Origin of the sequence: Williamsia sp. 1138, assembly GCF_002095435.2 — a bacterium.
Taxonomy (GTDB): domain Bacteria; phylum Actinomycetota; class Actinomycetes; order Mycobacteriales; family Mycobacteriaceae; genus Williamsia.
Map to the genome: position 1 here is coordinate 16133 of NZ_MJEJ02000039.1, position 24468 is coordinate 40600.

Genomic DNA, 24468 nt, shown 5'->3' on the forward strand with positions numbered 1-24468 from the left:
GCGGTCAGCTCTTGACAAAGGGGAACAGGTCGACACCGAAGTAGTAGTCGATGGTGCCGCGGGTGATCCACAGGATGCCGATCACGATCACCGCCGCGATGATCGCAAACAGCAGGTACGCAATACCTTTGAGTCCCGGGTTCGGTGCGGTGACGGTGCCGTCTGCAGTCGACTCCCCTGAGCCGGCCGAGTGCAGCCGGATTCCGATGGCGAAGATGGCGGGAAGTCCGGCGCCGAGGAGCAGGCCGACTACGAGAACTTTGAAGATCGCTTCGACGGTCTCCATGGGTCAGACCCCTTCTTTTTCTTTGTATGCGGCGGCGACGTCGGCCGGGATGACGCTTCCGGTGGTTTCGTCCCAATCGGCGTTGACGTTGTTGCTGTCGACCTTCTGCAGCTGGGCGCGGTAGTACATGAAGCCCGAGGCCGCGACGAGGATCACGAAGATCACGATCGCGCCGGCGGCACCACCGGTGAGGTTGGCGATGAAGAACGAGATCGCACCCACCAGTGCGGCGGCCGGCAGTGTGAAGATCCACGCGGTGGCCATGCGGCCGGCGACCGACCAGCGGACGGTCGCGCCCTTCTTGCCGACGCCTGATCCGAGGATCGAGCCGGTGGCGACCTGGGTGGTCGACAGGGCCATGCCGGCCGCGCTGGAGGTCAGGATGATGGCGGCGGACGACGCTTCGGCGGCCATGCCCTGCGGGGATTCGATCTCGACGAGTCCCTTGCCGAGGGTGCGGATGATGCGCCATCCGCCGAGGTAGGTACCGAGGGCGATCGCTCCGGCGCAGCTGAAGACGATCCAGAACGGCAGGCCGTGCTCGACGCTGCCTGCACTGAGGTGCCCGCTGGCGATCATCGCCATGGCGATCACACCCATCGTCTTCTGGGCGTCACCGGTGCCGTGGGCGAGCGCGACCAACGAGGCAGAGGCGATCTGGCCGACCCGAAAACCCTGTGCCTTCTTGTTCTCGGCGACCTTCTTGGTCAGCGCGTAGATGATGTACGTACCGGTTGCCGCCACGATGCAGGCGATGATCGGGGCCATCAGACCGGGGATGAGGATCTTCTTGGTCAGCCCCTCCCAGTTGACACCGGAAGTGCCCAGCGCGGCGATGCCGGCGCCGATGAGACCACCGAAGAGTGCGTGCGAGGAACTCGAGGGCAGACCGAACAGCCAGGTGAAGAGGTTCCAGAGGATGCCGCCGACGAGGCCGGCGAAGATGATGATCATCGCCTTCTGCGCGTCCAGGCCGCCGATGAGACTGCCCGCGTCGTCGCCGGAGGTCTGCTGGATCTTCAGCACGTCCTTGGTGATGGTCGCTGCGACCTCCACCGAGAGGAACGCTCCGACAAGGTTCAGAAGTGCCGCGATGGTGACCGCGGTCTTGGGCTTGAGGGCTCCGGTCGCAATGGACGTCGCCATTGCATTTCCGGTGTCGTGGAAGCCATTTGTGAAGTCAAATCCCAATGCCGTGATGACCAACAGCACGAGAATCAACATTTCTGCGCTCATAGATAAGATTCTGAGCGCCACCTGAGGATTCTGTCTAAACGGACATAGGGCGAATCGCCAGCGTGACCTGGCTTTTTCGTTCACAAGCCGGGGCTGTTCATCAACTGTTCATGTAGCGTCCGCCGATCGGCCACGCGGGCGAAGCTGCTTCGCCAGCCATATGAAACACTTTGCATACACGATCGCAGTGACGCGAACCTCTGGAGGACACATGAAAATCGGCATGGCCATCAACTACGCGGGCGATTTCGCGGAGACGATCAACAACCTCGTCGATTTCGAAAATGTTGGGCTCGACCGCATCACGGTGCCCGAGGCATACAGCTTCGACGCCGTCAGTCAGCTCGGATACATCGCCGCCAAGACCTCCAAGCTGGAGCTGGCGACCGGCATCCTGCCGATGTACTCGCGCACGCCCACCAATCTCGCGATGACCGCCGCAGGACTCGACTACATCTCCGGCGGCCGCTTCGTGCTGGGTATCGGGGCGTCGGGACCGCAGGTGATCGAGGGATTCCACGGTGTGAAGTACGACGCGCCGGTCGGCCGCGCCCGCGAGAACGCGGAGATCTGCCGCATGGTGTGGCGCCGTGAGCGCACCGAGTACCAGGGCAAGTACTACAAGCTGCCGTTCACCAAGGAAGACGGCGGCACCGGACTGGGCAAGCCGCTGAAGATCATCAATCACCCCGTGCGCGAGCGTATCCCGATGCTGCTGGCCGCCATCGGACCGAAGAACGTCGAGCTCGCCGCAGAACTCTTCGAAGAGTGGCAGCCCATCCTCTTCCACCCCGAGCACCTGGCGACCGCATTCGGCGACGCCCTGGACAAGGGCAACGCCAAACGCGATCCGTCGCTCGGCACACTGGGTATCTCCGTGCACGCCACGACGCTCATCTCCGACGACAAGGACGAGCAGCGCAACGCGCTCAACCTGGTCAAGCACCACGCCGCGCTGTACATCGGCGGCATGGGTGCCCGGGGCAAGAACTTCTACAACGACCTCGCCGTCCGGTACGGCTACGAAGAAGCTGCCAAGAAGGTCCAGGACCTCTACCTGGACGGCCAGAAGGCCGAAGCCGCCGAAGCGATCCCGGACGAGCTCGCCGCGGGCATGTCCCTGATCGGCTCGAAGAGCTACGTCGCCGAACGCCTCACCGCGTTCAAGGACGTCGGCCTGTCCACCCTCCTCGTCGCCTCCGCCGCTCAAGGCCACGAAGCCCAGGTCGACCAGATCCGCCAGCTGAAAGAGCTCGTCGCCTAGGTCTTCTGCGAGCGAGAGCTACTCGAACTGGGATTTGTACATCACCGCGTACTTGCCTCCGCGGGCGAGGAGTTCGTCGTGGGTGCCCTGTTCGGTGACGACGCCGTCTTCGACGACGGCGATGGAGTCGGCCTCGCGGATGGTCGAGAGGCGATGAGCCACAACGATCGTGGTCGTGCGTTTCTTCAGGGTCTCGAGGGCTCGGGCGATCAGCAGCTCCGTCCGGGAGTCGACGGCGCTTGTCGCCTCGTCGAGAACCAGGATCCGGGGATGGCCGACCATGGCCCTGGCGATCGTGATGAGTTGCATCTGGCCCTCGCTCAGGCTCCCACCGTCATGCCCGATGACAGTGTCGAAGCCGTCGGGCAGAGAGTCGACGAAATGCTGGACATGGCTATCTCGAGCGGCGGCTTCGACGTCGGCGCGGGTGGCGCCTGGATGTCCGAACGCGATGTTGTCGGCGATGGTGCCGCTGAACAGCCAGCGGTCCTGGGTGACGATGGCCGTCTGACTCCGGATTGCTGCGCGGGGGCCCGATTCGATCGGAACGCCATCGACCCTGATCGACCCCGACGACGGATCATAGAGACGCAGAAGCAGATTGGTCAGCGTCGTTTTTCCGGCGCCGGTGGGGCCGACGACTGCCACGGTCGCGCCTGACGGTACGTGGAGCGTCAATTCGTTGATGACGTTGACCACCTGCTCCTCACCTGTCGAGGAGCGGCGGTAGCCGAATCGGACCTTGTCGAAATCGATCTCGGGTGGAAAGGAATGCCTGCCGAACGTCATCAACATCGGTTCGTCGACGGCCGGCGCATCCTCGACGGGCTCGCTGAGCAGTGCGCGGATTCGGCCGAGCGACACCAGCCCCGACTGCAGCGATGCGATCATTGCTGTCAGCTCGTTTACCGGTTGGCTGAACATCCGCGAGAAGGAGACGAACGCCTGGACCTGGCCAACTGTGAGCGAACCCGTCAGGACCTGCAGCGCGCCGACGATGGCGACCGAGAGATAACCGAACGAGGTGATCGCCTGCAGGACGGGGGAGATCGACCCGGCGAACGACTGGGCGGTACGGGAGGATCGGGCGAGGTCGGCGGTGATCTCCTCGAATTCCTCGCGGGCGCGGGTCTGTGCACCGTAGACACGGAGAGTGTGTATCTGGGGGTAGCTCTCGTCGATGTGTCCGGTCAGTCGACTCGTCGCGTCCCACTGTTTCTGGAAGTGGGGTCTCGCGCGTTTCGCGATCAGGACGCCGGCGACAACGATCACCGGCAGCGTTGCCAGGACGACCAGCGTCAGCTTCCACGAGATCACCGGCATGACGACCAGCAAAGCGAGCAACGTCAGTACAGCCGTGGGGAGCTTGACGAACAGCGGGGAGAAGATCGACGACACGTTGTCGACGTCGCTGGTGACCTTTGTCAGCATCTGCCCGCGGCCGGCCGCGCCGAAGTAGGCGACCGGCATGCGGTGGACGTGCGCCTCGATGTCGGCGCGTAGTCGATACATCGCGCGTTGGGTGATGTTGTTGATCGTCCGGGCCTGGATCCAGGTACCCAGCGGACCGAGCCCGTCCAGGACGACGAGCAGTGTGAACAGCAGCCACACTGATCTGAAGTCGACGCCCGCGCCGGGAACAGCGCCGGCCCCTTGCACCACATCGGCGAACGTGCCCCGCCCCTCGGCTCGAAGTTGCGACACCGCTTCGGCATTGGTGAGACCGTCCGGCAGGGTCATGCTGATCGCGCCCGCGAACAGTTGGTTGATGATCGCTGCCAACACCAGTGGCCCGGCGATCAGGACGAGAACGTTGACGGACGCGAGCGCGCCGACTCCCCAGAGCTTCCGGCGCTCACCGGTGAGTCTGCTCAATAACCATGTGAGAGTCATCGGAGCGCGGCTTGCGACTCGAGGATCTCGCGGTAGGTGGGGCTGCTGGTCGACAGTTCGCGATGTGTTCCCCGGGCCTCGATGCGGCCGTCGGTCAGCACGACGATGGTGTCGGCGCCGGCGGCGGACGAGACCCGCTGGGCAGTCATCACCACCGTCACGTCGGGAAGTGCCTCCCGGAGACGACGCGAGATGTTGCTCTCGGTCTCGGGGTCGAGCGCAGAGAACGGGTCGTCGAGTAAAAGCAACCGCGGATCGGCGACGAGCGCCTGGGCCAGCGCCAGTCGTTGGCGCTGGCCACCGGAAAGGTTCTTGCCGCTGTGGTGGACCTCTTGGTCCAGGCCCTGTTCGTGGCGGAACACGAAGTCGTCGGCACAGGCGATCTCGAGGGCGGATCGCAGGTCTGCCTCGGAGGCCTCCGGGCGACCGAGCCTCAGGTTGGATTCCAGCGTTCCCGAGAGCAGAGCCGGCACCTGGGCCACATAGGACATGCCGTCGTAAAGGTCGTCCCGGCGGCGATCACGGACGTCGATGCCGTCGACGAGCACCCGGCCCGCGCTGACGTCGGAGAACCGGGGGATCAGGCTCAGCAGCGAGCTCTTGCCGTCACCGGTGCCGCCTAGGATGACGGTGGTGGTGCCCGGAGCGCAGACCAGGTCGACGCCGGAGAGGATCGCCTTCGCCGCGCCGGGATACCGGAACTCGACCCCTTGGAGTTCGACGGATCCGCGCCGCGATCCCGGGGTGTGCGGCGACGCCGGGTCCTGAACCGTCGGCACGGTCTCCAAGACCTCGCGGATACGCCGAGCGCTGACCTGGGCGCGAGGAAGAACTGCGACCATTGCGGCTCCGAGCGACAGCCCAGCAAGGATCTGCGTCAGGTAACCGACGAACGCGATGATCTCGCCGACCTCCATCGACCCCTTGCCAACCAGAATCGCGCCGACCCCGATGACCGCGGCAGCACCGAAGTTGGAGATGACGAGAACGCTGGGCAGCAAGACGGCCTGCAGGGATCCGATGCGACGGGCGGTCGCGGTGAGGTCGGTGTTCGCCGCGCCGAAGCGGTCGGACTCCAGCTGTTCGCGGCCGAAAGATCTGATGACCGCGATTCCTGCCAGCTGTTCGCGGAGCACCCGGCCGACTCGATCGATGGAGGTCTGGAGAATCGCGTAATTGGGGATGAGTTTACGAACGATGAGTACGACGGTTGCGGTGAGGCACGATGCCGAGAGCACGACGAGCGGGGCGAGTTGGATGTTCGCACTCAGTGCGAATACTGTCCCGCCGACCACCAGCAGGGGAGCCGTTGCGAGCACTGTCATGGTCATGAAGACCGCAGTTTGTAGCTGACTGGTGTCATTGGTCGAGCGGGTGATGAGGGACGGTACTCCGAATCGCCGCAGGTCGGAATCGGAGAAGTCCTGTACACGGGAGTAGGTGTCGTTGCGGATTTCGCGTCCGATACCGGTAGATATCCGGGATCCGACAATTGTCGCCGACACGGAAGCCAGCAGATTGAGGCCGGCGAGGCCGAGCATCGTGATGCCGATGGCGACGATCGCGTCGACATCTGCATTCGCAATCCCCTCGTCGACGATGCGGCCATTCAGATTCGGAAGAAGCAACATCGTGACGACGGACGTCAATTGCAAGATGAGCAGTACAGACAACGAAAGACGGTACCTGCGGATATGAGGCAGCAGGACCGTCCTGAGGGATCTGTCTTTGGATGTATTCATATCCGGTTCGCGTCCCTGGAGACCGTCGCGGCGGCCATTGGGTTTCTGCGATGCCGGGAGTGCTGGATCAGGTTGGCTTCTCCTCCGCAAGGTCGAACGTGCTGGAGATCAGGCTAGTTGACTCCATCAAACCGAACTCCGGAGCGCGATGTACGCGCTCCGGAGTTGAGGCTCACACGACTTAGCCTGCAGGGACCTCGGGTGTCTCGGGGGTCTCGCTGCTGCCGCCACCCAGGAACTGGGTCAGCAACGCGACGATGGTTCCCAAGCCGATTTCAGAGGACAGATCAGATGATGCCATGTGTGGATCTCCTTATTTGTAGGTTTCTCTTGCACATCTGGCACGGGCTTGCTTCGGGGCTCGAACTCTATAAACGCTTCCCCGACCAATCGAGCCAAACTCACACTCGCATTTATTTGGCTCTCTGTCACCCCTTACTCGCAATTTTCTCGCGTTTCCGTCGGGGAATAGACATGGTTCTGCCCAAATTGGACAACTGTGTCCAAGCCTGTTTTCCCAGGTAAGGACCTACTTGAGGGCTCGGTTATACGTCCGTGATTCGCTCGGGCGAATGTAAAATTCGCTGTGGGTTATAGGCGTCGAGCGCGGGATTGCAGTGAATCGGAGGTTATCGAAGAGTTTTTCCAGGATTCACGTGTAAATCCGTGGCGTATCGGGTAACGGTCACCGCCTTGTAGCGCGAATGAACTACGGCGCGATCGGGACGCGGTGGCCGACATTCGCGACGTCACCTGATCGATACCCCCGCAAATGGCTGGAAGACTTTCTGCGTGAGCGGTTTCCCGCTATGGTTCGCTTCGTGACCCGAATCTCGGCAACAATGCCGTCCCGAACGATCCGAGCCGCTCTTGCCGCGACGCTGACCTCCGTGGTCGCCGCCTCGACGCTGCTGGTGTCGAGCCCCGCAACAGCAGATGAGCTTCCGAAGGTCGGGATCACCTCGCCGGGTGGGTCCTCGTTGGTCAGCGTGAACGAGTCGGGTCCGCAGCAGCTCGAGATCGTGGTGCATTCGGCGTCGATGGACCGCGACATCCCCATCTCGGTTCTGCTGCCGAAAGACCGGTCTGTTCCGCGGCCCACGCTCTACCTGCTGAACGGGGCCGGTGGCGGCGAGGACGCCGCGAACTGGCAGGCCAAGACCGACATCGTGGGCTTCTTCAAGAACAAGAACGTCAACGTGATCACCCCGAACTCCGGCGCGTTCAGTTACTACACCGACTGGCAAGCGGACGACCCGGAGCTCGGCCGTAACAAGTGGTCGACGTTCCTCGGCAAAGAGCTGCCGCCGATCATCGACGAGGCGCTCGACACCAACGGTCGTAACTCGATCGCCGGCATCTCGTCGTCGGCCACGTCGGTGCTGAATCTCGCGATCGAGCACCAGGGTCTGTATCAGTCCGTAGGTTCGTACAGCGGCTGTGCATCGACCGCCAGCCAGCTCGGCGAGACGTACATCAGGATCACCGTCGAAGGGCGAGGGGGCGGCGACGCCACCAACATGTGGGGCCCGTACGGCGGTCCGGGCTGGATCGCCAACGACGCGATCATCAACGCCCCGAAGCTGCGTGGTCAGACGCTCTACATCTCGAACGCCACGGGTCTGCCGGGTCAGTACGACAGCCTGGCCTACACCAAGGATCCGGCAAGCCTTGCTGACCAGATCATCCTCGGCGGCGGCATCGAAGCTGCGACCGGAGTCTGCACTGCACTGCTGGTCGATCGCCTGAACCGGTTGAACATCCCTGCGACCTATGACTTCCCGCCCGCAGGAACCCACTCGTGGCACTACTGGGAAGACCAGCTGCACAAGTCGTGGCCGACCTTGGCAAAACCGCTCGGTCTCTGACCCGTGACATGAAAACGCCCCCGGTGCTGCCGGGGGCGTTTTCGTTGGGATGTGGGGGTGTCTAACCCGCCATCATGCCCATCAAAAAGGTGAGGATTTCCAGGATATCGATCTCGAAGGTGGAGGTCATGAGTGTCCTTCCGTCGCGCGACACATTTGGAGAATCTAGCCGTCCGGGTCCGCTCCGGATGCTCGAAGCCTTTGAGTCAACCCGATTTCAAGGATTGCAGCCGGCTCGCCTGGACGGTAAAGATTCAACGAATTCATTACCACTATTCATGACTTTGGCATTGTTCGGTGTCAGGTCTTCGCCCAGTATTCAACCGCGTCAGGGTCCAGGAAATCTGCTCCACTTCTAGGAATCTGCTCCGCTTCCAGAGCCCTGGAAGTGGAGCATCTGTCTGGAAGTGGAGCAGATCAGTGTGCGAGAGGGCCGGTCAGTAGTAGAACGGGTAGTCGTCCCAGTCGGGTGACCGCTTTTCCAGGAACGCGTCGCGGCCTTCGACGGCTTCGTCGGTCATGTAGGCCAGCCGGGTGGCTTCACCTGCGAAGACCTGCTGACCCATCAACCCGTCGTCGGTGAGGTTGAACGCGAACTTGAGCATGCGCTGCGCTGTCGGCGACTTGCCGTTGATGGTCTTGCCCCATTCGATGGCGGTCGTCTCGAGATCGCCGTGGTCGACCACCTCGTTGACCGCGCCCATGCGCTGCATCGCTTCGGCGTCATAGGCGCGGCCGAGGAAGAAGATCTCGCGAGCGTTCTTCTGACCGACCTGCTTGGCGAGGTAGGCGCTGCCGTAGCCGGCGTCGAACGACCCGACGTCGGCGTCGGTCTGCTTGAAACGGGCTTCCTGGCGGGACGCGAGGGTCAGGTCGCAGACCACATGCAGTGAGTGACCCCCGCCGGCGGCCCAGCCGTTGACCACGGCGATGACGACCTTCGGCATGGTCCGGATCAGCCGCTGGACCTCGAGGATGTGCAGTCGACCGCCCTCGGCCTTGACCCGCGCGGAGTCGACGGTCTCCGCGGTGTCCCCGCCTGCGTATTGGTACCCCGAGCGCCCGCGGATGCGCTGGTCGCCGCCACTGCAGAACGCCCAGCCGCCGTCCTTCTCGCTGGGGCCGTTGCCGGTCAGCAGCACCACCCCGACATCGGGTGTGCGACGGGCGTGGTCGAGCGTCCGGTACAGCTCGTCGACGGTGTGCGGCCGGAACGCGTTGCGCACCTCGGGGCGATCGAACGCGATCCGCACGATGCCGTGCGCGCGCCCGGATCCGGAATGCCGGTGGTAGGTGATGTCGGTCAGATCGTCGAAGCCGGCAACCGGTTGCCACTGCGTCGGATCGAAGGGCTGCTCTACAGATGCGCTCATGGTTTCCGAGCCTAGTGGCCTGAGTCAGAAGTCCTGGGCGTCAGGAGTCTTGCTGCGCACCACCGCTGCGTTTGGCCCGCTTGATCCGGTAGAGATCGGCATCCGCTTCGGCGAGGAGATCGGAGATGGTGGAGATCGCCGCCAAACCGGTTGCCGACCCGACGCTGGCGTCGCTGGGGCCGCGGCGGATGCCCTCGACGATTTTGGCTGCAGGCATCGGTCGATTGCCTTCGAGGCAGGCCGCGAATTCGTCGCCGCCGAGACGCGCGAACACGGCGTCCTCGGGCATCAGTGCCCGCCACTGCCGGGCGTAGTCGATCAGCTGCTCGTCACCGAACTGATGCCCGAACTCGTCGTTGACGGCTTTGAAGTCGTCGATGTCCAAGGCCACGATGGTGATGGTGGTCTGCGCTGCTCGGGCGCGCGACAGCTGCTCCGCGGTGGCGATCTCCCACCCGGCGCGATTGAGCAGCCCGGTCAGCGGGTCGGTGCACGCGATGGTGATCAGCGCCCGAGTCATCAGGCCGAAGGATTCGGCGGCACCGACGATCGCGACCACGAAGACGACGTAGGTCACTGCCGACTTCTGCGCGGGCGCGACTGCCAGAGCGACGACGGCCGCGGCGCTCAGCACGCCGATCAGGACGCGGGCGCGGTCGGTTCGATAGAAGGCGATCAGGTACATCGCCAGGAACATGACGGCGATCAGGCACAGGAACTCGGCGGCGGCGAGTTCGTGGAACGCCATCACCGCTGGTGTGGCGATCATCGCCGCAGCGATCGCCGGCGCGAGGTTGGTCGGCGTCCGCGCGAGGTAGAGGAAGCCGAAGAAGCCCGACACCACCGCGATGATCCCGCCGGTGGGGTTGGACAGTTCGACATTGTTGGTGCGTAGCGGGAAGAAGGTGAGCAGGACGCCCGCCGCGTACAGAAACGTGGTCGCGGCCAGGTAGATGCGCAGTACGCGAATCTGCTGCCGTCGCAGCATCTGACCGGTGGTGCCTCGGACGAGACTGAACCGGTTCACGGCAGGACTCGATTTGGCGTGGTCGAGCCGGGTAGTCGCCGCACCGGCACCAGTATTGTCCACCTGGCGGTGGGAGGCGGGGGTTTGTTGCGCTGGTACCGCGTCACGCGAGGTCAGGGGCTGTCGATAGTGTCATGAGAATGAGTCAAGACAGTCCGCTTGAGAAGACGGCCGGGTCGTTTGCGACGGACACGACGCAAGAGGCCCACCACGAGGGCGGATTCCGGCCTGACTTCGACATCGATCTGACGCGCGGCGGACCCCGGTACGGGGAGTTCATCGAAGAGGTCCGGACGTTCATGGACCGGGTCAAGGCGGCGCTGCCGTCCGAGGAGCTCGTGGCCGAGGTCATCGATGAACTCAAGGTGCTCAACAAGAAGCTGGACGAGGTCGCCATCGACGAGTGGCGGGCGCCGTCCGGCGGACGGATCGACCTGCCCGCCCGCGGCAACATCACGCTGCCTCCGTACGAGGTCGACGAGGCCGGCGACGAGGGCGTACGTGCCCGGCTGACGTTCCGTCGCTACCACCTGGGTGGCAACAATGCGGCCCATGGTGGACAAGTGGCCGTCGCGTTCGATGACCTGATGGGCATGGCCGGTGCGCTGGGCTCCAAAGGCATCACCCGGACCGCCTATCTGACCGTGAACTACCGTGCGATCACTCCGCTGAACACCGAGCTGAAGCTTCGGTCCTGGGTCGACCGGATGGATGGTCGAAAGGTCTTCTTGCGGGCGACATTGCACAACGGTGACACCCTGTGCGCCGAGGCGGACGGGCTGTTCATCAAGCTCAATCCCGGCCAGCCCTGATCACCAGCGCCTGCGCTTGCGCAACGCCCACACGGCAATACAGATACCGGCAACGCTGAGCAGGTCGGATTCGGTGAGCCCGTTTTCCGGGGTGAACGACAGGATCACGCCACCCTCGATCGGCCCGTTGAACAACACCCACAAGATGGATACGCCGATCAAGACGCAGGCCGCGGGCCTGCTCGGTCTGGCGAGGGTCCATGCTCCGCAGACGAACAGCAGATTCAGCAGCACCAGGCCATGGAAGAGAGTGGTCGGGAGCATCATTCCAGTATGGAGTCGGTTCGGACGTGGCCTCGTTCTCCGGCGGGTGATGCTCACCACTGGTCGCCTCCCTTGGCCGGCGGCCGTCGAACGACCCACCCTGGACTGCCTTTACTAGGATATGCAACTATGTGAGACGCCCGGGAGTCGAGCATTGGAGAGACATGTCAGACGAGAGCAACGTCCTCGTTCGCACCGAAGGCCGGATCGGGCGCCTCACGCTCAACCGGCCGAAGGCCATCAACGCGCTGACCCACGACATGGTGGTCGACATCCATGCTGCCCTCGAGAAGTGGGCGGATGACGACGCCGTCGAGGCCGTCCTGCTCGACGGCGCGGGCGAACGCGGCCTCTGCGCCGGCGGGGACATCGTTGCCATTCACCGCGACGCCTCGGTGTCCGACGACCTCGAGCAGGCACTCGCGACCCCGTCCGGTGTCTTCTGGCGCGACGAGTACATCCTCAACGCTTACATCTCGCACTACCCGAAGCCCTACATCGCGTTGATGGACGGCATCGTCATGGGCGGCGGCGTCGGTGTTTCGGCGCACGCCAACACCCGCATCGTCACCGATCGCACCCGGATGGCCATGCCCGAGGTCGGGATCGGCTTCTCCCCGGATGTGGGTGGCACCCATCTGCTCGCGAATGCACCTGGCGAATTGGGGACCTACCTGGCCCTGACGGCCGCCAACATCAACGGCGCGGACGCCATCGCGATCGGTTTCGCCGATCATTACCTGCCGGCGGACCAGATTCCCGCGTTCGTCGAGGCCCTGACCGGGTCCGCCGCTGCGGTCTCAGACGTCATCGCGGACTTCACCATCGCGCCCCCCGAGGCCGAACTGCTCGCCAAGCAGCACTGGATCGACGAGGCCTTCGCCTTCGACACCGCGGTTCAGATCGTCGAACACCTGCGCGGACGGGACGATCCCGATGCCCGCGCGGCTGCCGACGTGGTGGCCGCCAAATCGCCGACGTCCGTGGAGGTGACCTTGCGTTCGCTGCGGTCGATCACCCCCGACACCACCTTGGAGTCCGCACTGCAGAACGAATTCCGGGTGTCGATCCACTTCCTGGTCCACCCAGAGCTCGCCGAGGGCATCCGCGCCCAGGTGATCGACAAGGACCGCCAACCCAAGTGGTCGCCGCCGACGCTGAGCGACGTCGACCCCGCTGTGGTCGAGGGCTTCTTCGCGCCACTGCCCGACGACCTCACCCTGACGAATGGAGCCCAGTCATGACCACCTTCGAGACCATCACCACCGAGCAGCGGGGCCGCGTAGGGATCATCACCCTGAACCGCCCGAAGGCCCTGAACGCGTTGAACTCCCAGCTGATGGCAGAGGTCGTCTCGGCCGCACAGGCCTACGACACCGATCAGTCGGTCGGCGCCATCGTCATCACCGGATCCGAGCGTGCCTTCGCCGCCGGCGCCGACATCAAGGAGATGTCGGAGAAGACCTATGTCGACATGCTCTCGGAAGATTTCTTCAGCGCCTGGGGACACCTCGTCGAGGTGCGTACGCCGGTGATCGCGGCTGTCGCGGGCTTCGCCCTCGGCGGTGGCTGTGAACTCGCGATGATGTGCGACATCATCATCGCCGCAGAGAACGCGGTGTTCGGTCAGCCCGAGATCAACCTCGGTGTGATCCCGGGAATCGGTGGGTCGCAACGACTCACCCGTGCGATCGGTAAGGCGAAGGCGATGGACATGGTGCTCACCGGCCGCCGGATGAAGGTCGACGAGGCCGAGCGCGCCGGGCTGGTCTCGAGGGTCGTCCCGACCGAGACGTACCTCGAGGACGCGATCGCCGTCGCCACCACCATCTCCGAACTGTCGCTGCCGATCACGATTCTCGCGAAGCAGGCCGTGAACCGTTCGCAAGAGGTGAGCCTGGCCGAGGGAATCCTGTTCGAGCGCCGGGTGTTCCACTCAACATTCGCAACCGACGATCAGACCGAGGGCATGGCCGCGTTCGTCGAGAAGCGGGATGCGAACTTCTCGCACCGCTAGAGCGTCACTCCAGGGCGCGAAAGGGCTCGCTGTCTGAGGGTGCAGCGCCGAAATCACCGAGGAAATAGGCTCGCAGTACGCCGAACTCGGCGTCGAGGGCTTGGCGGAATCCGACGCTGAACCGGCCGTTGCGGACGGAACCCTCGGCGGTGACACGGTCTCCGATAGGGTCGATGATGCCGTCTTCGTTGCACTCACTCGCCACGACGACGACCTTTCCATCCGGTTCGCCGTCGCCGTCGCCTATCCACCGGACGCTGCCGGTGGTGTAGGCGAATGTGCCTTCATCGATGACGGTTTCGGTCGCTCGGCCGGATCCAACACCGATGGCCGCGCCGCCGGTGAGCGTCGGGGCCCCGCAGTCGGAGGAGAACGGGCGTTCGGCCCAGCCCTCGACACTGATCTTGTTGTCGTCGGCCCAGAGCAGTTCGGTCATGTGACGCTCGGCTTCAGGGAACCCGTACAGGGCTTCGTCGAAGACTTCGATCGTCCTGCGGCCACCCGCCGGAACCCTCAACCAGGTGTGGTCGATGAACACCCGGTGATATGGATGTGTCTGTCGCACAACGGCTTGCACGATTGTGGATTCCTCGAACGGGTTTGCCAGCGCGATCTGGGCGACCGCCCGCGTCGACGGTGACGCCGAAGCCGAAACGAAACGGGTGTAGTTCGAGCGTGCCTCGTTGTTGTAGATGTTCGTCTCCACCACCCCGGCGATCGCAGGATCCTGGTAGAGCCGGATACGCACGACGATGCAGTAGTGACCCGTCTGTGATGTCGGCGACCAGCCGGCGGAGAACTCGGTCGTCGAACCCGGCGCGATGTCGTGAGTGTCGCTGCCCAGCGGGATCATCGGACCGTCGCCGGTGGTGAACTCGATCGCGAAGAAGTCTACGACAACGCCTTTGCACAACAGGTCGCCGCTGTTACGGACCTTCGCGACGATGGTGTTCGGATTGCCCACCCATGGGGTGTTGAACCACCGTCCGGGATCGGCCAGAGACTTCGCGTTTCGCACCTCGATGTCCGGGCTCTGCCAGTCGGGTCCACCGGTCCACGGGCGGATGCCGGGATCGGGTCTGCCGTCTGCAGCGTATTTGACGGTCACCACCGCGCTGTCGGCACTGGTGGATGTGACGCGGACCTGGAGCGCCTTGTGAGTGGCGGGGTCGACGTCGTCGAAGTCGAAGGTGCTGTCGAGAATGGGACCGTCACCGTCGGCGTCCTTGTCCACGAACATGATCGGTGGTCGTGAGTTGGGGGTGACGAACGCATCCGAGGTCACGTCGGTGAGCACGACCCGCCGATCGTCGGGTATCCCGTCGGAGATCTGGGTGGGTTGTGTTGCCCGGTACTCGACGTAGGTGTTCCAACCATCGGCCAACCGGATCTCGATACCGCGCACCCGGCCAGGGGGCGGCGCCCCCAATTCGGCTGCATGGAGGGTGATGGTGTCATTGACCGCGCCTTGCCCGACGAAGTTGTAGAGCTTGAGATGACCTGCCTGGACCCAACCCATGCGCATTCGGTTGGACAGCGAGTAGTGCGGGAGGGTGTCGCGGCTGCCGCCCATCATGTCCCAGTCGGTCACGAGCCGCGACGTCACGTTGGGCGTGTACGACGGGAAGTTGTACAGGTCTGGCAGACCGAGCGTGTGTCCGATCTCGTGCGAGACCGTACTGTGCAGCTGTCGGCCGTCCTGGGTGGCGAAGTCCGGTGGGGCGAAGATGTAGCCGAACTGCCGCTGGTCTTTCGCGGCGTTGGTCCCCGCGAGAAACGACTGCGACGAGTTCGCATGCGGCCATACGAAACGGCGATCGCCGACACCGGGAGCGTCCGGTGAGAACGGGACCATGAGCAGGACATCGATGTTGCCGAAGTCGGCGGTGGTCAACAGCCCGTCGGTGATGGTCCGGCTGACGATCGTCTGCACCGTCGCACCCATCGACGACCACCTGGCGTCGATGACCGTCCCTGCGCTGTCCTTCTTTTGGGCAAAGTAGTTCGTCCAACCGTTCGGCAGGGTGACGGGACCGTAGACCTGATTGTTGTACGCCTGGATGGTCAGTCCGCGTCCGGTGGCGGAATCCCATTGCGACAGTTCTTCGTAGTAGTGGCGCGCGGAGCGGGTCTTGCCGCCGAAGGCGACACCGTCCTGCACCTCGTCGAGGATCGCTTTCCGTGCGGCCGCAAGCGGACCCGCGGCGGTGGGGTAGGCGCCATCCGAGGTATTGACCATGAGGACCAATACGCGCCAGCGTCCGTTGCGGGCCTGCGTCCCGAGGTTCTGCGGTGCGTTCGGTCCGCCACCCCAATCACCTGCGGGACGGGGCTGGCTCTCGCCCTGCAGCATTCGTGACGGGCCGTGATCAGGGTCGTGCCACTCGTCGGTGACCTCGAAAGGCACCCGATCGAGTTCAGTGCCGGTGCTGGTCTCCACCATGGCGACCTCGAAACGTCCGAGGAGACCGCCTGCTGTCAGCATCGGCACCTTCTTGCCGCCGGTGATGGTCGAGGTGTTGGACACCAGCGCGGCATCCGGGTCGCCGTCGACCACGAAGGTGACGTCGTCGTCGGTCAGCGCCGAACCGGTCAGGTCGTAGTGGAGCTGTACCCAGGAACCTATGAACAATGGTGCGGATGGCGCCACCAGGCGCGGTCGGCTCTGCAGATCGGCGAGGCTGTCGGCGACTGCGAGACCATTTGCGGTGACCAGTAGAAAGCGCCCGTCGTCGAGGGCGTGCATTTCGACGATGGCGCCATCGAGGTCGGGGGTGTCGGTGGCGCAGGTCTTGATCGAGCCGTTGTCGATGCGGTGCACCGAGACGCGGTCGGCCGCCGGATGGGCGACGACCAGCTGCTGTCCGTCCGCGCTGACCGTGACGTGTCCGGTGGGCAGCAACCCGCCGACGACGCCCTGGGCGGCACCGGTGACGAGCTTCAACAGCCGTCCCTCGCCTGCCGTGGTTGCCGCTGCCCAGACGTCGCGCCCTGTCGAACACACGCCGGTGAGGCCAGGGGGGTCGGCGAGAACTCGTCGCTGACCGTCGCTGAGCCGGATGGCCAGTACCTCCGACGTAGGCTCCGACACCACCACTGCATGTCCGCGTCCGCTGACTGGTGTTGTGGCAGCGACCTGTCCGAGATCCTGGCCGAGGCTCGCGACCGTTGTGGACGTGTCGGGATCGTCGACAGCGACGGACAGGATGCTCCCGTCCTCCATGGCTATCAACAGTTCGGTGCGATCGCCACTGAGCGTGAGGCCGCTCGCTGGGGTGTTGAGTGACAGATGCCTGTCCAGGGAGCCGCCCGCCACGTCGTACGAAGCGATGCCGTCGGCGTCGACGGCCCAGATCACTCCTCGGTCGACGTCGTGGACCGCGGCGATCGCTCCGTTGAGCGCGCCGAGTCGCGTGATCATTTCGCGGCCTGTGAATCGGTGTGCGTGAACATGGTTGCCTCCTGCTACGACTGCTCCGGAAATCGGGACAGCCTCAACATTCGGCTCCTGCGCTTCGATTGACGTGAGTAGTCGACTACCCGACTTTCATCAAAGGCGTACGCGCACGTCGTGCACTTTTGTCTGAGTACCGGTACGCCTCCACCCACCCGTTTTTGCACCGCCCACCTGAAAAAACCGGTGGGCGGCGCGAAAACGGGTGGGGGAGTGGCTGGGTAGCCGGCGGGACGACTACGGCGTCGCGTAGGTCTCCCACAGTTCGCCGACGATGTCGACAACCTCGGGAGGCAAGCAGATGTCTCCGAAGCAGGCCTCGGCCGGTGGTTCGACGGGTGCGACGGGCTCGACGGAAGGCGCGGTGCTCGGCGCCGTACCCGGCAACACCAGGCGAGAGGGCTCTGCGGTCGCGTTCGGGCCGACGGGCGTGGGTGTGCCCCACTGTTCGGCGCCCTCGCCGAGCGGGACTTCGGAGCAGCCCCAGAACAGGTCGTAGGTGCCGTCGGGCAAGGTCGCGGACCCGTCCGGGCCGGTCTCAGTGAACAGCTTCAGCGGAACTGTCTTGGTCGAGCCGGGCTGGATGACCGCGCTCAACGTCTCAGGATTGGTGTAGCCGAACACCGGCTTCGTGTCCGCGGTGACGGCGGTATCTGCCGGCAGTCCGTACAGATTGCAGCCGATGAGAGATCCGGATCCGTTTGTGATCGTCACGGTGGCGTTGCTTCCCGTGACCGTCGGACTGATGGAGACATCGCCCGGGGCTGCGTGCGCGAACGCGGGGAACATCAACAGGGCAGCAGCGCAACCGGATACGACTCCAGCTGTGCGCCGTGCAATTCGAGCCGTCATGGATGACCAAGCCTTTCGACAGTGATGCCCGAGTGCAGGGTGCACCCGATGATGATCGTCACGGTCACTTTAAGGCAGTGCATGCCTTCCCGCAATTCGAAAAGATGCGGGTCAGCACCCAGACCTGGTGGTTTGACCCGCTGGGTTCGGGGGCAACCTGCCCGTGCCCTCAGGTATGTACCGCTCACTCAGGAGAGTCCGATGTCGACAGATGCCATTGTCATCCTCAAGGACGACCATAAAGCAATCAAGAAGCTGTTCAAGGAGTTTCGTGATGCCGGTCCCGATGCGAAGAAGAAGAAGGCCGACACCGTCGCCAAGATCATCGAAGCGTTGACGGTTCACACGTACATCGAGAACGAGGTCATGTACCCCGCGGTCCGCAAAGCGGTGCCGGACGTCGAGGACGACATCCTGGAGTCGTACGAAGAGCACCATGTCGCCGATCTGCTGGTCATGGAACTCGTCACCATGACCCCCGACGATGAGCGGTTCGATGCCAAGACCACTGTCCTCATCGAGAACGTGGAGCATCACATCGAGGAAGAGGAAGCCGAATGGTTTCCGGAAGTCCGAAAGACACTGGGTCGCAAAGAACTCCAGCGCATCGGTGAACAGCTGCTCGAGTCGCGGGCCAAGGCGCCGCACTCGCCTGCGCAACCGTCGGCGTTGAAGAAGACCATCGACGCCGTCATCAAGTAGGCCGCTCGAAGCCCGCCGGTCAGCTCGAAGGCGCAGCGTCGGGGACGCTGGAGTCCACATCCTCGGACTCATCCGACGTCTGCGCAGGTGCACCCGTCGGGGCCGCAGGCGTGGTGGTTCGCGTCGGCGGCGTATAGATCGGAGGCGGCGTGTAGACAGGCCGTGTCGATGTTTCCCGGTCGGTCGTGGCGGGAGGGCGGCCCAGGTCAGGGGTGTTCTGCCGCCGAGTCGTCGAGTCCGGGGTGGTCGCGGGTGGAAGTGACTCCGTGGTCGTGGAGGTGGGAGTCTGCGCGGTCGGAGGGTCACTGGTGACCGTGTGTGAGGACATGCGGCCTGTGGACGGTACCTGCGGGATCCTGCTGGTCGACGGCGGAGGGTCGGCGGCCGTGGATGTAGAGGTGACGGGCAGGCTCGAATCGGAGAGTGTGGGTGCTCTCTTGTCGGGGTGCTGGGCCACGGCAACCGCGAGACCACCGGCGAGCAGAACGGCGGAAAGGCCCACAACAGCGACTGCGAGGCGGGATGGTCGAGTCTTCGGAGACCTCCCGTGCGCAGGCATGGGCTGCTCGCGTCCGGCCACCAACGCGGCGCCGAACGCAACGCTGTACCGGCCACCGACGTCCCGGACCGGCAGTCCCGACGCGCGGGACATCTCCTCGATGACGCCGGGGATCTCTGCACCTGCTCCGGCCGCGACGATGACGTCGACCCCGAGGTCGACGACAGGTAGTGCCGCCATGGCGTCGGCCAGGGCGTCGGCACCCGCTCGCTCGTATGCCGGTAGGCGTGCGCTCGGAGCCTGCGCGGTGTCGATGACGGTTCCCGCTGCCGGGTCGATCAACATGAGGGGTGCGGTGGTCTCGGGTCGTCCCTGGTGATCGAGAAGCTCTACCACCAGGGGGTTGGCGCCTGGGAACTGCGACGACACGGCGGCGGCGAGCGCCGGCGTCGAGGAGATGATGGTCGCGTGGGCGAGCCAGGCGGGAGCGCTGACCTGGAGGGCGCGATCGGTGAGCAGAATCTGGACCGTTGGGTCGGTGCACGCCACGGCAACGCGCTGGGCCGGAACGGGCGCCGAGTCCACCAGGCGGTCGAGATGGTCCGGCAGGGCGGCGTCAACCGCAGGAAGTGCGACTCTGTTTCTGGCGACCACTTCGTGGGTCACGGCGTCGATGAGCAAGAGCGTGATCTCGGTACCGGTGATCGCGAGGCCCAGGGTGTGCCCTTGGCTCATGCTGCTCCGCCTCCGCGATTATTGATCGTCTCTGTCATTTGTGAGCCAGAGTTTCTCTCTTGCGTTGTGTCTGAACGTAATTCGTGAGCATATGGAATTCGGACGGGTGGCGTTCGTGTGAGCTGCACTACTCGACAACGAGCAGTTGCTAAACCTTTTAGGCATAAGTATCCTCATATTAGGTGAACGGGAGGATGCCTATGCCACGCGTGGGTTTGACCAGCGAACGTCTGGTGCGGGCAGGTGCAGAGCTTGCCGACGAGGTCGGGTTCGACCAGGTGACGGCCTCGGAGCTGGCCAGACGGTTCGACGTCAAGGTCGCCAGTCTGTACTCACATCTCAAGAACACCCAGGAGCTGAAGACCGGGATTGCGCTACTGGCGTTGGACGAGCTCGCCGAGCGGGCGTCTGACGCGCTGGCCGGGCGGGCGGGCAAAGACGCGTTGGTCGCCTTCGCCAACTCCTATCGTGACTACTCGCGCGATCATCCCGGCCGATACGCTGCCACCCAGTTCCGTCTCGATGCGGAGGCCGCTGCCGCGAGTGCCGGCGTCAAACACGCTCAGATGATGCGGGCGATCCTTCGGGGCTACGACCTTTCCGGAGATGAACAAACGCACGCGGTTCGTCTGCTGGGCAGCGTCTTTCATGGATACGCGAGTCTCGAGGCGGCCGGTGGATTCAGCCATAGTGCTCCTGACTCGCAGACGTCCTGGACCGCAATTCTCGATACCCTCGATGCCCTGCTACAGAATTGGCCACGATGAACCCGACCACCACAACGCCCATCACCGCGGGCCTCCTGCGCGGCGCGGCCGATATCGAGCACACGTCGAATGGTGTGCTCGTGCATCGCCTGCCGGTGGGTGCCCGCAGGCAACTCGCCGACCCTCAGTTGGCGATGGCCGAATCACAACCCGCGGGTGTGCGACTGGCCTTTCGGACCGCCGCGACGGTGATCGAGCTGGATGTGCTCTCGACCAAGCGTCACTTCACCGGCCTGCCACCGCGTCCTGACGGAGTGTTCGAGCTGTTCATCGGCGGAGAACAGGCCGGTCGAGCGATCGCGACGGCCGGCACCACCATCACCGTCGACATGGCTGCGGGCTCGGTCGATCAACAGCCGGGACCGGTGAGCACTCTCGAGTTCGGTGACCTCGGTGCCCGAATCAAAGACGTCGAGATCTGGTTGCCACACAACGAAAATGTCGAACTCGTCGCGCTGCGCACCGATGCCGTCGTCGAACCGGCGATGGACACACCGCGCCCGGTCTGGGTGCACTACGGCAGTTCGATCAGCCAGGGATCCGGGGCCCATACTCCGAGCACCACCTGGCCCGCGATCGCCGCAGCCGCAGGCGGCTCCGAACTCGTCAACCTCGGATTCTCCGGTGGTGCGATGCTGGATCTGTTCGTCGCGCGCGCCATTCGGGATACCCGTGCCGATGTCATCAGCCTCAAGATCGGCATCAACATCGTCAACGCCGATCTGATGCGGCTACGGGCCTTCACCGCCGCGGTCCACGGCTTTCTCGACACCATCCGCGACGGCCACCCCGACACCCCGATACTGGTGGTGTCGCCGATCTACTGCGCGATCCACGAGGACACCCCGGGGCCAGGCGCCTTCGACCCCGGTGCGTTCGCCGACGGGCGGGTGCAGTTCCGTGCCACCGGTGACCCGGCGGAGACCGCGGCCGGGAAGCTGACGCTGACCGTGATCAGGGACGAGCTCTCCCGCATCGTCGCCCAACGGGTCGACGACGACCGGAACCTCCACTACCTCGACGGACGAGAGCTGTACGGAGAAAACGACTTCGCGGAACTCCCATTGCCGGATCAACTGCATCCCGACGCGGCGACCCACGAGCGGATCGGGCGCCGGTTCGCGGCCGCGGTGGCGAACCTCAGACTCCTACCACCGCCCGCCGGCGAGCCGGGACAAGAGGGAAGACCTGTTCGGCGATGCGGGCGAGTTCCTCATGTGCCGGCGAACACTGGATCAACAACAGCGTGACACCGGCTTCCTGGTAGGCGTTGATCTTCTCGGCGACCTGCTCGGGAGTGCCGACCAGGTCGGGACGCAGGCCCCGGGTCCCGACGGAGTACTCGCGCTTGGACACCTCGACGTCGAGCTCGGAGTTCGCGACGAACTCCTCGAACGATGCGTAGCCCGGCGACGTCGGGTCGATGGTGGTGATGCGATCGAGTTCGGCACGCGCTTCCTTCTCGGTGTCGCGGACGATGATGAACGTCGACATCCCGAACTCGGCCATGTCGCGCTGATGGATTCGCTGTGATCGCAGGTTCATGTCGGCGATCTTCACGCGGGCTTCCTCCACGGTGCCGCCGTGCAGCACGTACGAGTCCGCGAACATGGCGATCGACTCGCGACCACTCTCGCTCTCGCCGCCGGCGAAGATCGGCGGGTGCTCGGCAGGCTTGGGGGACAGGATCGAATCCTGGATCGAGAAGTGTCCACCTTCGTAGGTGAACGGGGTGTGTTCCCAGAGGCCCCGCAGGATGTCGACGAATTCGGTTGCCTGTGTGTAGCGTTCGTCATGCCGGGTGAACTTGCCGCCGTACTGGCGGGCCTCTTCTTCCCACCATGCTGCGACGACGTTGAGCGAGAAACGTGCGGCGCCCTCGGCGGTCAGCCCGGCGATGTCAGTGATGGTCGCCGACTCCTTCGCGGTGACTGCGGGCAGGTGGAAGCCTGGGCGCACGGCCGTCATCACCCGGAGCTGCTGCGTGACAGCGAGTATGGCGGTCGACAATGACCATGCTTCGAGGCTGGGTGCCTCGACACCCTTGCGGTCATTGAGGTACAGCTCCGGGACGAGAGTCGTGTGGTAGCCGAGTCGATCGGCAAGCGTCGACAGGTTCTTGATGTAGTCCCAGGTCGCAGGCATACCTTCGTCGCCGACATTGCGCAGGAATCCACCGTAGATGGGTGTCCAGTAACCGAAATCCATGTCAATCCTCCAAGAGTGCGTCGAGCGAGATACGTAGGTCCTCGACGAGGTCTGCGGTGGTCTCCAGGCCGATCGAGAGGCGAATTGTCAGGTAGCCGAAGCCGGCCTGCTCCAACTGCTCGTCGCTCAGGTGGCTGTGGGTGGTGGTGGCGGGGTGCACCACCAACGATCGGGCGTCGCCGATGTTCGCGACGATGGCGAACAGTTGCAGCGAATCGACGAACTTGTCGACCAGGGACTCGTCGACCTTCAGATCGAACGAGAAGACCGACCCGGGTCCCTTGGGCAGATAGCGCTGGGCAGCCGAATGCCACTGATTGCCCACGAGCCCCGGATAGTTCACGCGAGATACCGCCGAGTGTGCGTCGAGGAACTCGGCGATCACCGTGGCCGAGCGCACCTGACGCTCGAGCCGCAGATCGAGGGTTTCGAGCCCCTGCAACAGTTGGAAGGAGTTGAACGGCGACAGCGCGGGCCCGAGGTCGTGGACCACCTTGGTCTTCGCATAGACCAGATAGGCGCTGCGCTCGCGGCCGAACTCCTCCCACAGCACGATGTCGCCGACCCGTTTGTACGGTTCGGTGAACTGCGGCCAGCGCTGTGGATCTGCCCCATAGTCGAAGGTGCCGAGGTCGACGATCACGCCGCCCAGGGACGTTCCGTGCCCGCCGATGAACTTGGTTGCCGAGTAGACGACGATGTCGGCGCCGAAATCCTTGGGCCGCTGTAGATAAGGCGTCGCGATGGTGTTGTCGACGATCAGTGGTACCCCGACGTCGTGCGCGACGTCGGCCACGGCCTCGACATCCAGCACGGAGGCAACGGGATTGCCGATGGTCTCCGCGAAAAATGCCCGCGTCTCGGGGCGCGCCGCCGATCGCCAGGCGTCCAGGTCGTCCTGATCGACGAGCGTGACCTCGATGCCGAAGTCGGCGAACGTGTCGGTCAGCAGATCCACGGTGCCGCCGTACAACTGGCGGGCCGCCACGATGTGCTGACCGTGTTTGACCAGTGTGAGCAGCGACACAGCGACCGCGGACTGCCCGGACCCGGTGGCCAGCGCGGCGACACCGCCGTCGAGTTCGGCCATCCGTTGTTCGAACACCGTCTGGGTGGGGTTGCCGGTGCGGCTGTACAGGTTGCCTTTTCGCCGCAGCGAGAAGATGTCCCGGGCCGCCTCGAAGCTACCGAAGTCGTAGGCAACCGACTGGTAGATCGGTGGGACCGCGGTGTTCTGGGCAACTCCCGGTTGGTATCCGGCTCGCACCGCGCTGGTGGCGAAACCTGGGATCTGGGACATCGAGAGTCAAGCCTTTCGTCAGACAAAAGCAGATTATGTTCCGAACAAACACCATCGGAGAGCCATTTGCACGACTTTTGTTCTGCGTGAGCTTTTGTCTTGTTCGTCCCGACCGCGTGAGCGACAGTGACCTGACAACCTGCGGAGACAACCTCGAGTAAGGACATCT

At 64.2% G+C, this 24468-nt stretch carries 20 protein-coding genes; 8 read left to right on the plus strand and 12 right to left on the minus strand.

Annotation, left to right across the window (positions count from 1 at the left end; translation table 11 throughout):
- Positions 1-4 precede the first annotated feature (4 nt).
- On the minus strand, positions 5-286 hold the full coding sequence (locus BH683_RS10495; RefSeq protein ID WP_084836213.1) for a hypothetical protein: 282 nt from the start codon (positions 284-286) through the stop codon (positions 5-7).
- A gap of 3 nt (positions 287-289) precedes the next feature.
- Positions 290-1522 (minus strand): inorganic phosphate transporter, encoded by a 1233-nt coding sequence (locus tag BH683_RS10500; protein WP_084836214.1) that lies wholly within the window; start codon positions 1520-1522, stop codon positions 290-292.
- A gap of 211 nt (positions 1523-1733) precedes the next feature.
- Between BH683_RS10500 and BH683_RS10505 the strand changes: the two genes are divergently transcribed.
- Positions 1734-2786, plus strand: a complete 1053-nt coding sequence (locus tag BH683_RS10505; RefSeq protein WP_084836306.1) for an LLM class F420-dependent oxidoreductase — start codon at positions 1734-1736, stop codon at positions 2784-2786.
- 18 nt (positions 2787-2804) lie between these two features.
- Here the strand turns inward: BH683_RS10505 and BH683_RS28385 are convergent, their stop codons facing one another.
- On the minus strand, positions 2805-4679 hold the full coding sequence (locus tag BH683_RS28385; protein WP_143696032.1) for an ABC transporter ATP-binding protein: 1875 nt from the start codon (positions 4677-4679) through the stop codon (positions 2805-2807).
- The gene (locus BH683_RS10515; RefSeq protein WP_168187013.1) at positions 4676-6352 is read right to left on the minus strand and encodes an ABC transporter ATP-binding protein; all 1677 of its coding nucleotides are present in this window, start codon (positions 6350-6352) and stop codon (positions 4676-4678) included. Before BH683_RS10515 ends, BH683_RS28385 begins: the two co-directional genes overlap by 4 nt.
- 911 nt (positions 6353-7263) lie before the next feature.
- On the opposite strand from BH683_RS10515, the gene BH683_RS10520 reads away from it, so the two are divergent.
- Positions 7264-8289, plus strand: coding sequence for an alpha/beta hydrolase family protein (locus BH683_RS10520; protein ID WP_084836308.1), 1026 nt, complete (start codon positions 7264-7266; stop codon positions 8287-8289).
- A gap of 437 nt (positions 8290-8726) precedes the next feature.
- Here BH683_RS10520 and BH683_RS10525 read toward each other — a convergent pair whose 3' ends face one another.
- On the minus strand, positions 8727-9662 hold the full coding sequence (locus tag BH683_RS10525; protein ID WP_084836216.1) for a 1,4-dihydroxy-2-naphthoyl-CoA synthase: 936 nt from the start codon (positions 9660-9662) through the stop codon (positions 8727-8729).
- A gap of 40 nt (positions 9663-9702) precedes the next feature.
- Positions 9703-10689, minus strand: coding sequence for a GGDEF domain-containing protein (locus BH683_RS10530; protein ID WP_246833301.1), 987 nt, complete (start codon positions 10687-10689; stop codon positions 9703-9705).
- Between the two features lie 134 nt (positions 10690-10823).
- On the opposite strand from BH683_RS10530, the gene BH683_RS10535 reads away from it, so the two are divergent.
- Positions 10824-11501, plus strand: a complete 678-nt coding sequence (locus BH683_RS10535; protein WP_084836217.1) for a PaaI family thioesterase — start codon at positions 10824-10826, stop codon at positions 11499-11501.
- Here the strand turns inward: BH683_RS10535 and BH683_RS10540 are convergent, their stop codons facing one another.
- Entirely contained in the window at positions 11502-11765 is a 264-nt protein-coding gene (locus tag BH683_RS10540) for a hypothetical protein (RefSeq protein WP_094647403.1), read from the minus strand.
- 164 nt (positions 11766-11929) lie between these two features.
- Here BH683_RS10540 and BH683_RS10545 point away from each other — a divergent pair, with 164 nt between their 5' ends.
- Both BH683_RS10545 and BH683_RS10550 read left to right on the plus strand, forming a co-directional pair.
- Positions 11930-13009 carry an enoyl-CoA hydratase/isomerase family protein gene (locus BH683_RS10545; protein ID WP_084836219.1) on the plus strand — a complete coding sequence of 360 codons (1080 nt, stop codon included), beginning with the start codon at positions 11930-11932 and terminating at the stop codon, positions 13007-13009.
- A complete protein-coding gene (locus BH683_RS10550) occupies positions 13006-13782 on the plus strand; it encodes an enoyl-CoA hydratase (RefSeq protein WP_084836220.1) in 777 nt (258 codons plus the stop codon). Before BH683_RS10545 ends, BH683_RS10550 begins: the two co-directional genes overlap by 4 nt.
- A 4-nt stretch (positions 13783-13786) precedes the next feature.
- On the opposite strand, the gene BH683_RS10555 is transcribed toward BH683_RS10550, so the two are convergent.
- Entirely contained in the window at positions 13787-17203 is a 3417-nt protein-coding gene (locus BH683_RS10555; protein WP_084836221.1) for a hypothetical protein, read from the minus strand.
- Positions 17204-17473: 270 nt separating this feature from the next.
- Positions 17474-18088, minus strand: coding sequence for a hypothetical protein (locus tag BH683_RS10560; protein WP_143696033.1), 615 nt, complete (start codon positions 18086-18088; stop codon positions 17474-17476).
- A gap of 201 nt (positions 18089-18289) precedes the next feature.
- On the opposite strand from BH683_RS10560, the gene BH683_RS10565 reads away from it, so the two are divergent.
- Entirely contained in the window at positions 18290-18790 is a 501-nt protein-coding gene (locus BH683_RS10565) for a hemerythrin domain-containing protein (protein ID WP_084836223.1), read from the plus strand.
- 19 nt (positions 18791-18809) lie between these two features.
- On the opposite strand, the gene BH683_RS10570 is transcribed toward BH683_RS10565, so the two are convergent.
- The gene (locus BH683_RS10570; RefSeq protein ID WP_084836224.1) at positions 18810-20024 is read right to left on the minus strand and encodes a hypothetical protein; all 1215 of its coding nucleotides are present in this window, start codon (positions 20022-20024) and stop codon (positions 18810-18812) included.
- A 200-nt stretch (positions 20025-20224) separates the two neighbouring features.
- On the opposite strand from BH683_RS10570, the gene BH683_RS10575 reads away from it, so the two are divergent.
- Together BH683_RS10575 and BH683_RS10580 are read left to right on the plus strand one after the other, a co-directional pair.
- On the plus strand, positions 20225-20791 hold the full coding sequence (locus BH683_RS10575) for a TetR/AcrR family transcriptional regulator (RefSeq protein WP_084836225.1): 567 nt from the start codon (positions 20225-20227) through the stop codon (positions 20789-20791).
- A complete protein-coding gene (locus BH683_RS10580) occupies positions 20788-22041 on the plus strand; it encodes an SGNH/GDSL hydrolase family protein (RefSeq protein WP_084836226.1) in 1254 nt (417 codons plus the stop codon). The genes BH683_RS10575 and BH683_RS10580 overlap by 4 nt, the downstream gene beginning before the upstream one ends.
- Here the strand turns inward: BH683_RS10580 and BH683_RS10585 are convergent.
- The gene (locus BH683_RS10585) at positions 21932-22999 is read right to left on the minus strand and encodes an LLM class flavin-dependent oxidoreductase (RefSeq protein ID WP_084836227.1); all 1068 of its coding nucleotides are present in this window, start codon (positions 22997-22999) and stop codon (positions 21932-21934) included. The genes BH683_RS10580 and BH683_RS10585 overlap by 110 nt on opposite strands.
- A 1-nt stretch (position 23000) precedes the next feature.
- Positions 23001-24299, minus strand: a complete 1299-nt coding sequence (locus BH683_RS10590; protein ID WP_084836228.1) for an O-acetylhomoserine aminocarboxypropyltransferase/cysteine synthase family protein — start codon at positions 24297-24299, stop codon at positions 23001-23003.
- Positions 24300-24468: the final 169 nt, after the last annotated feature.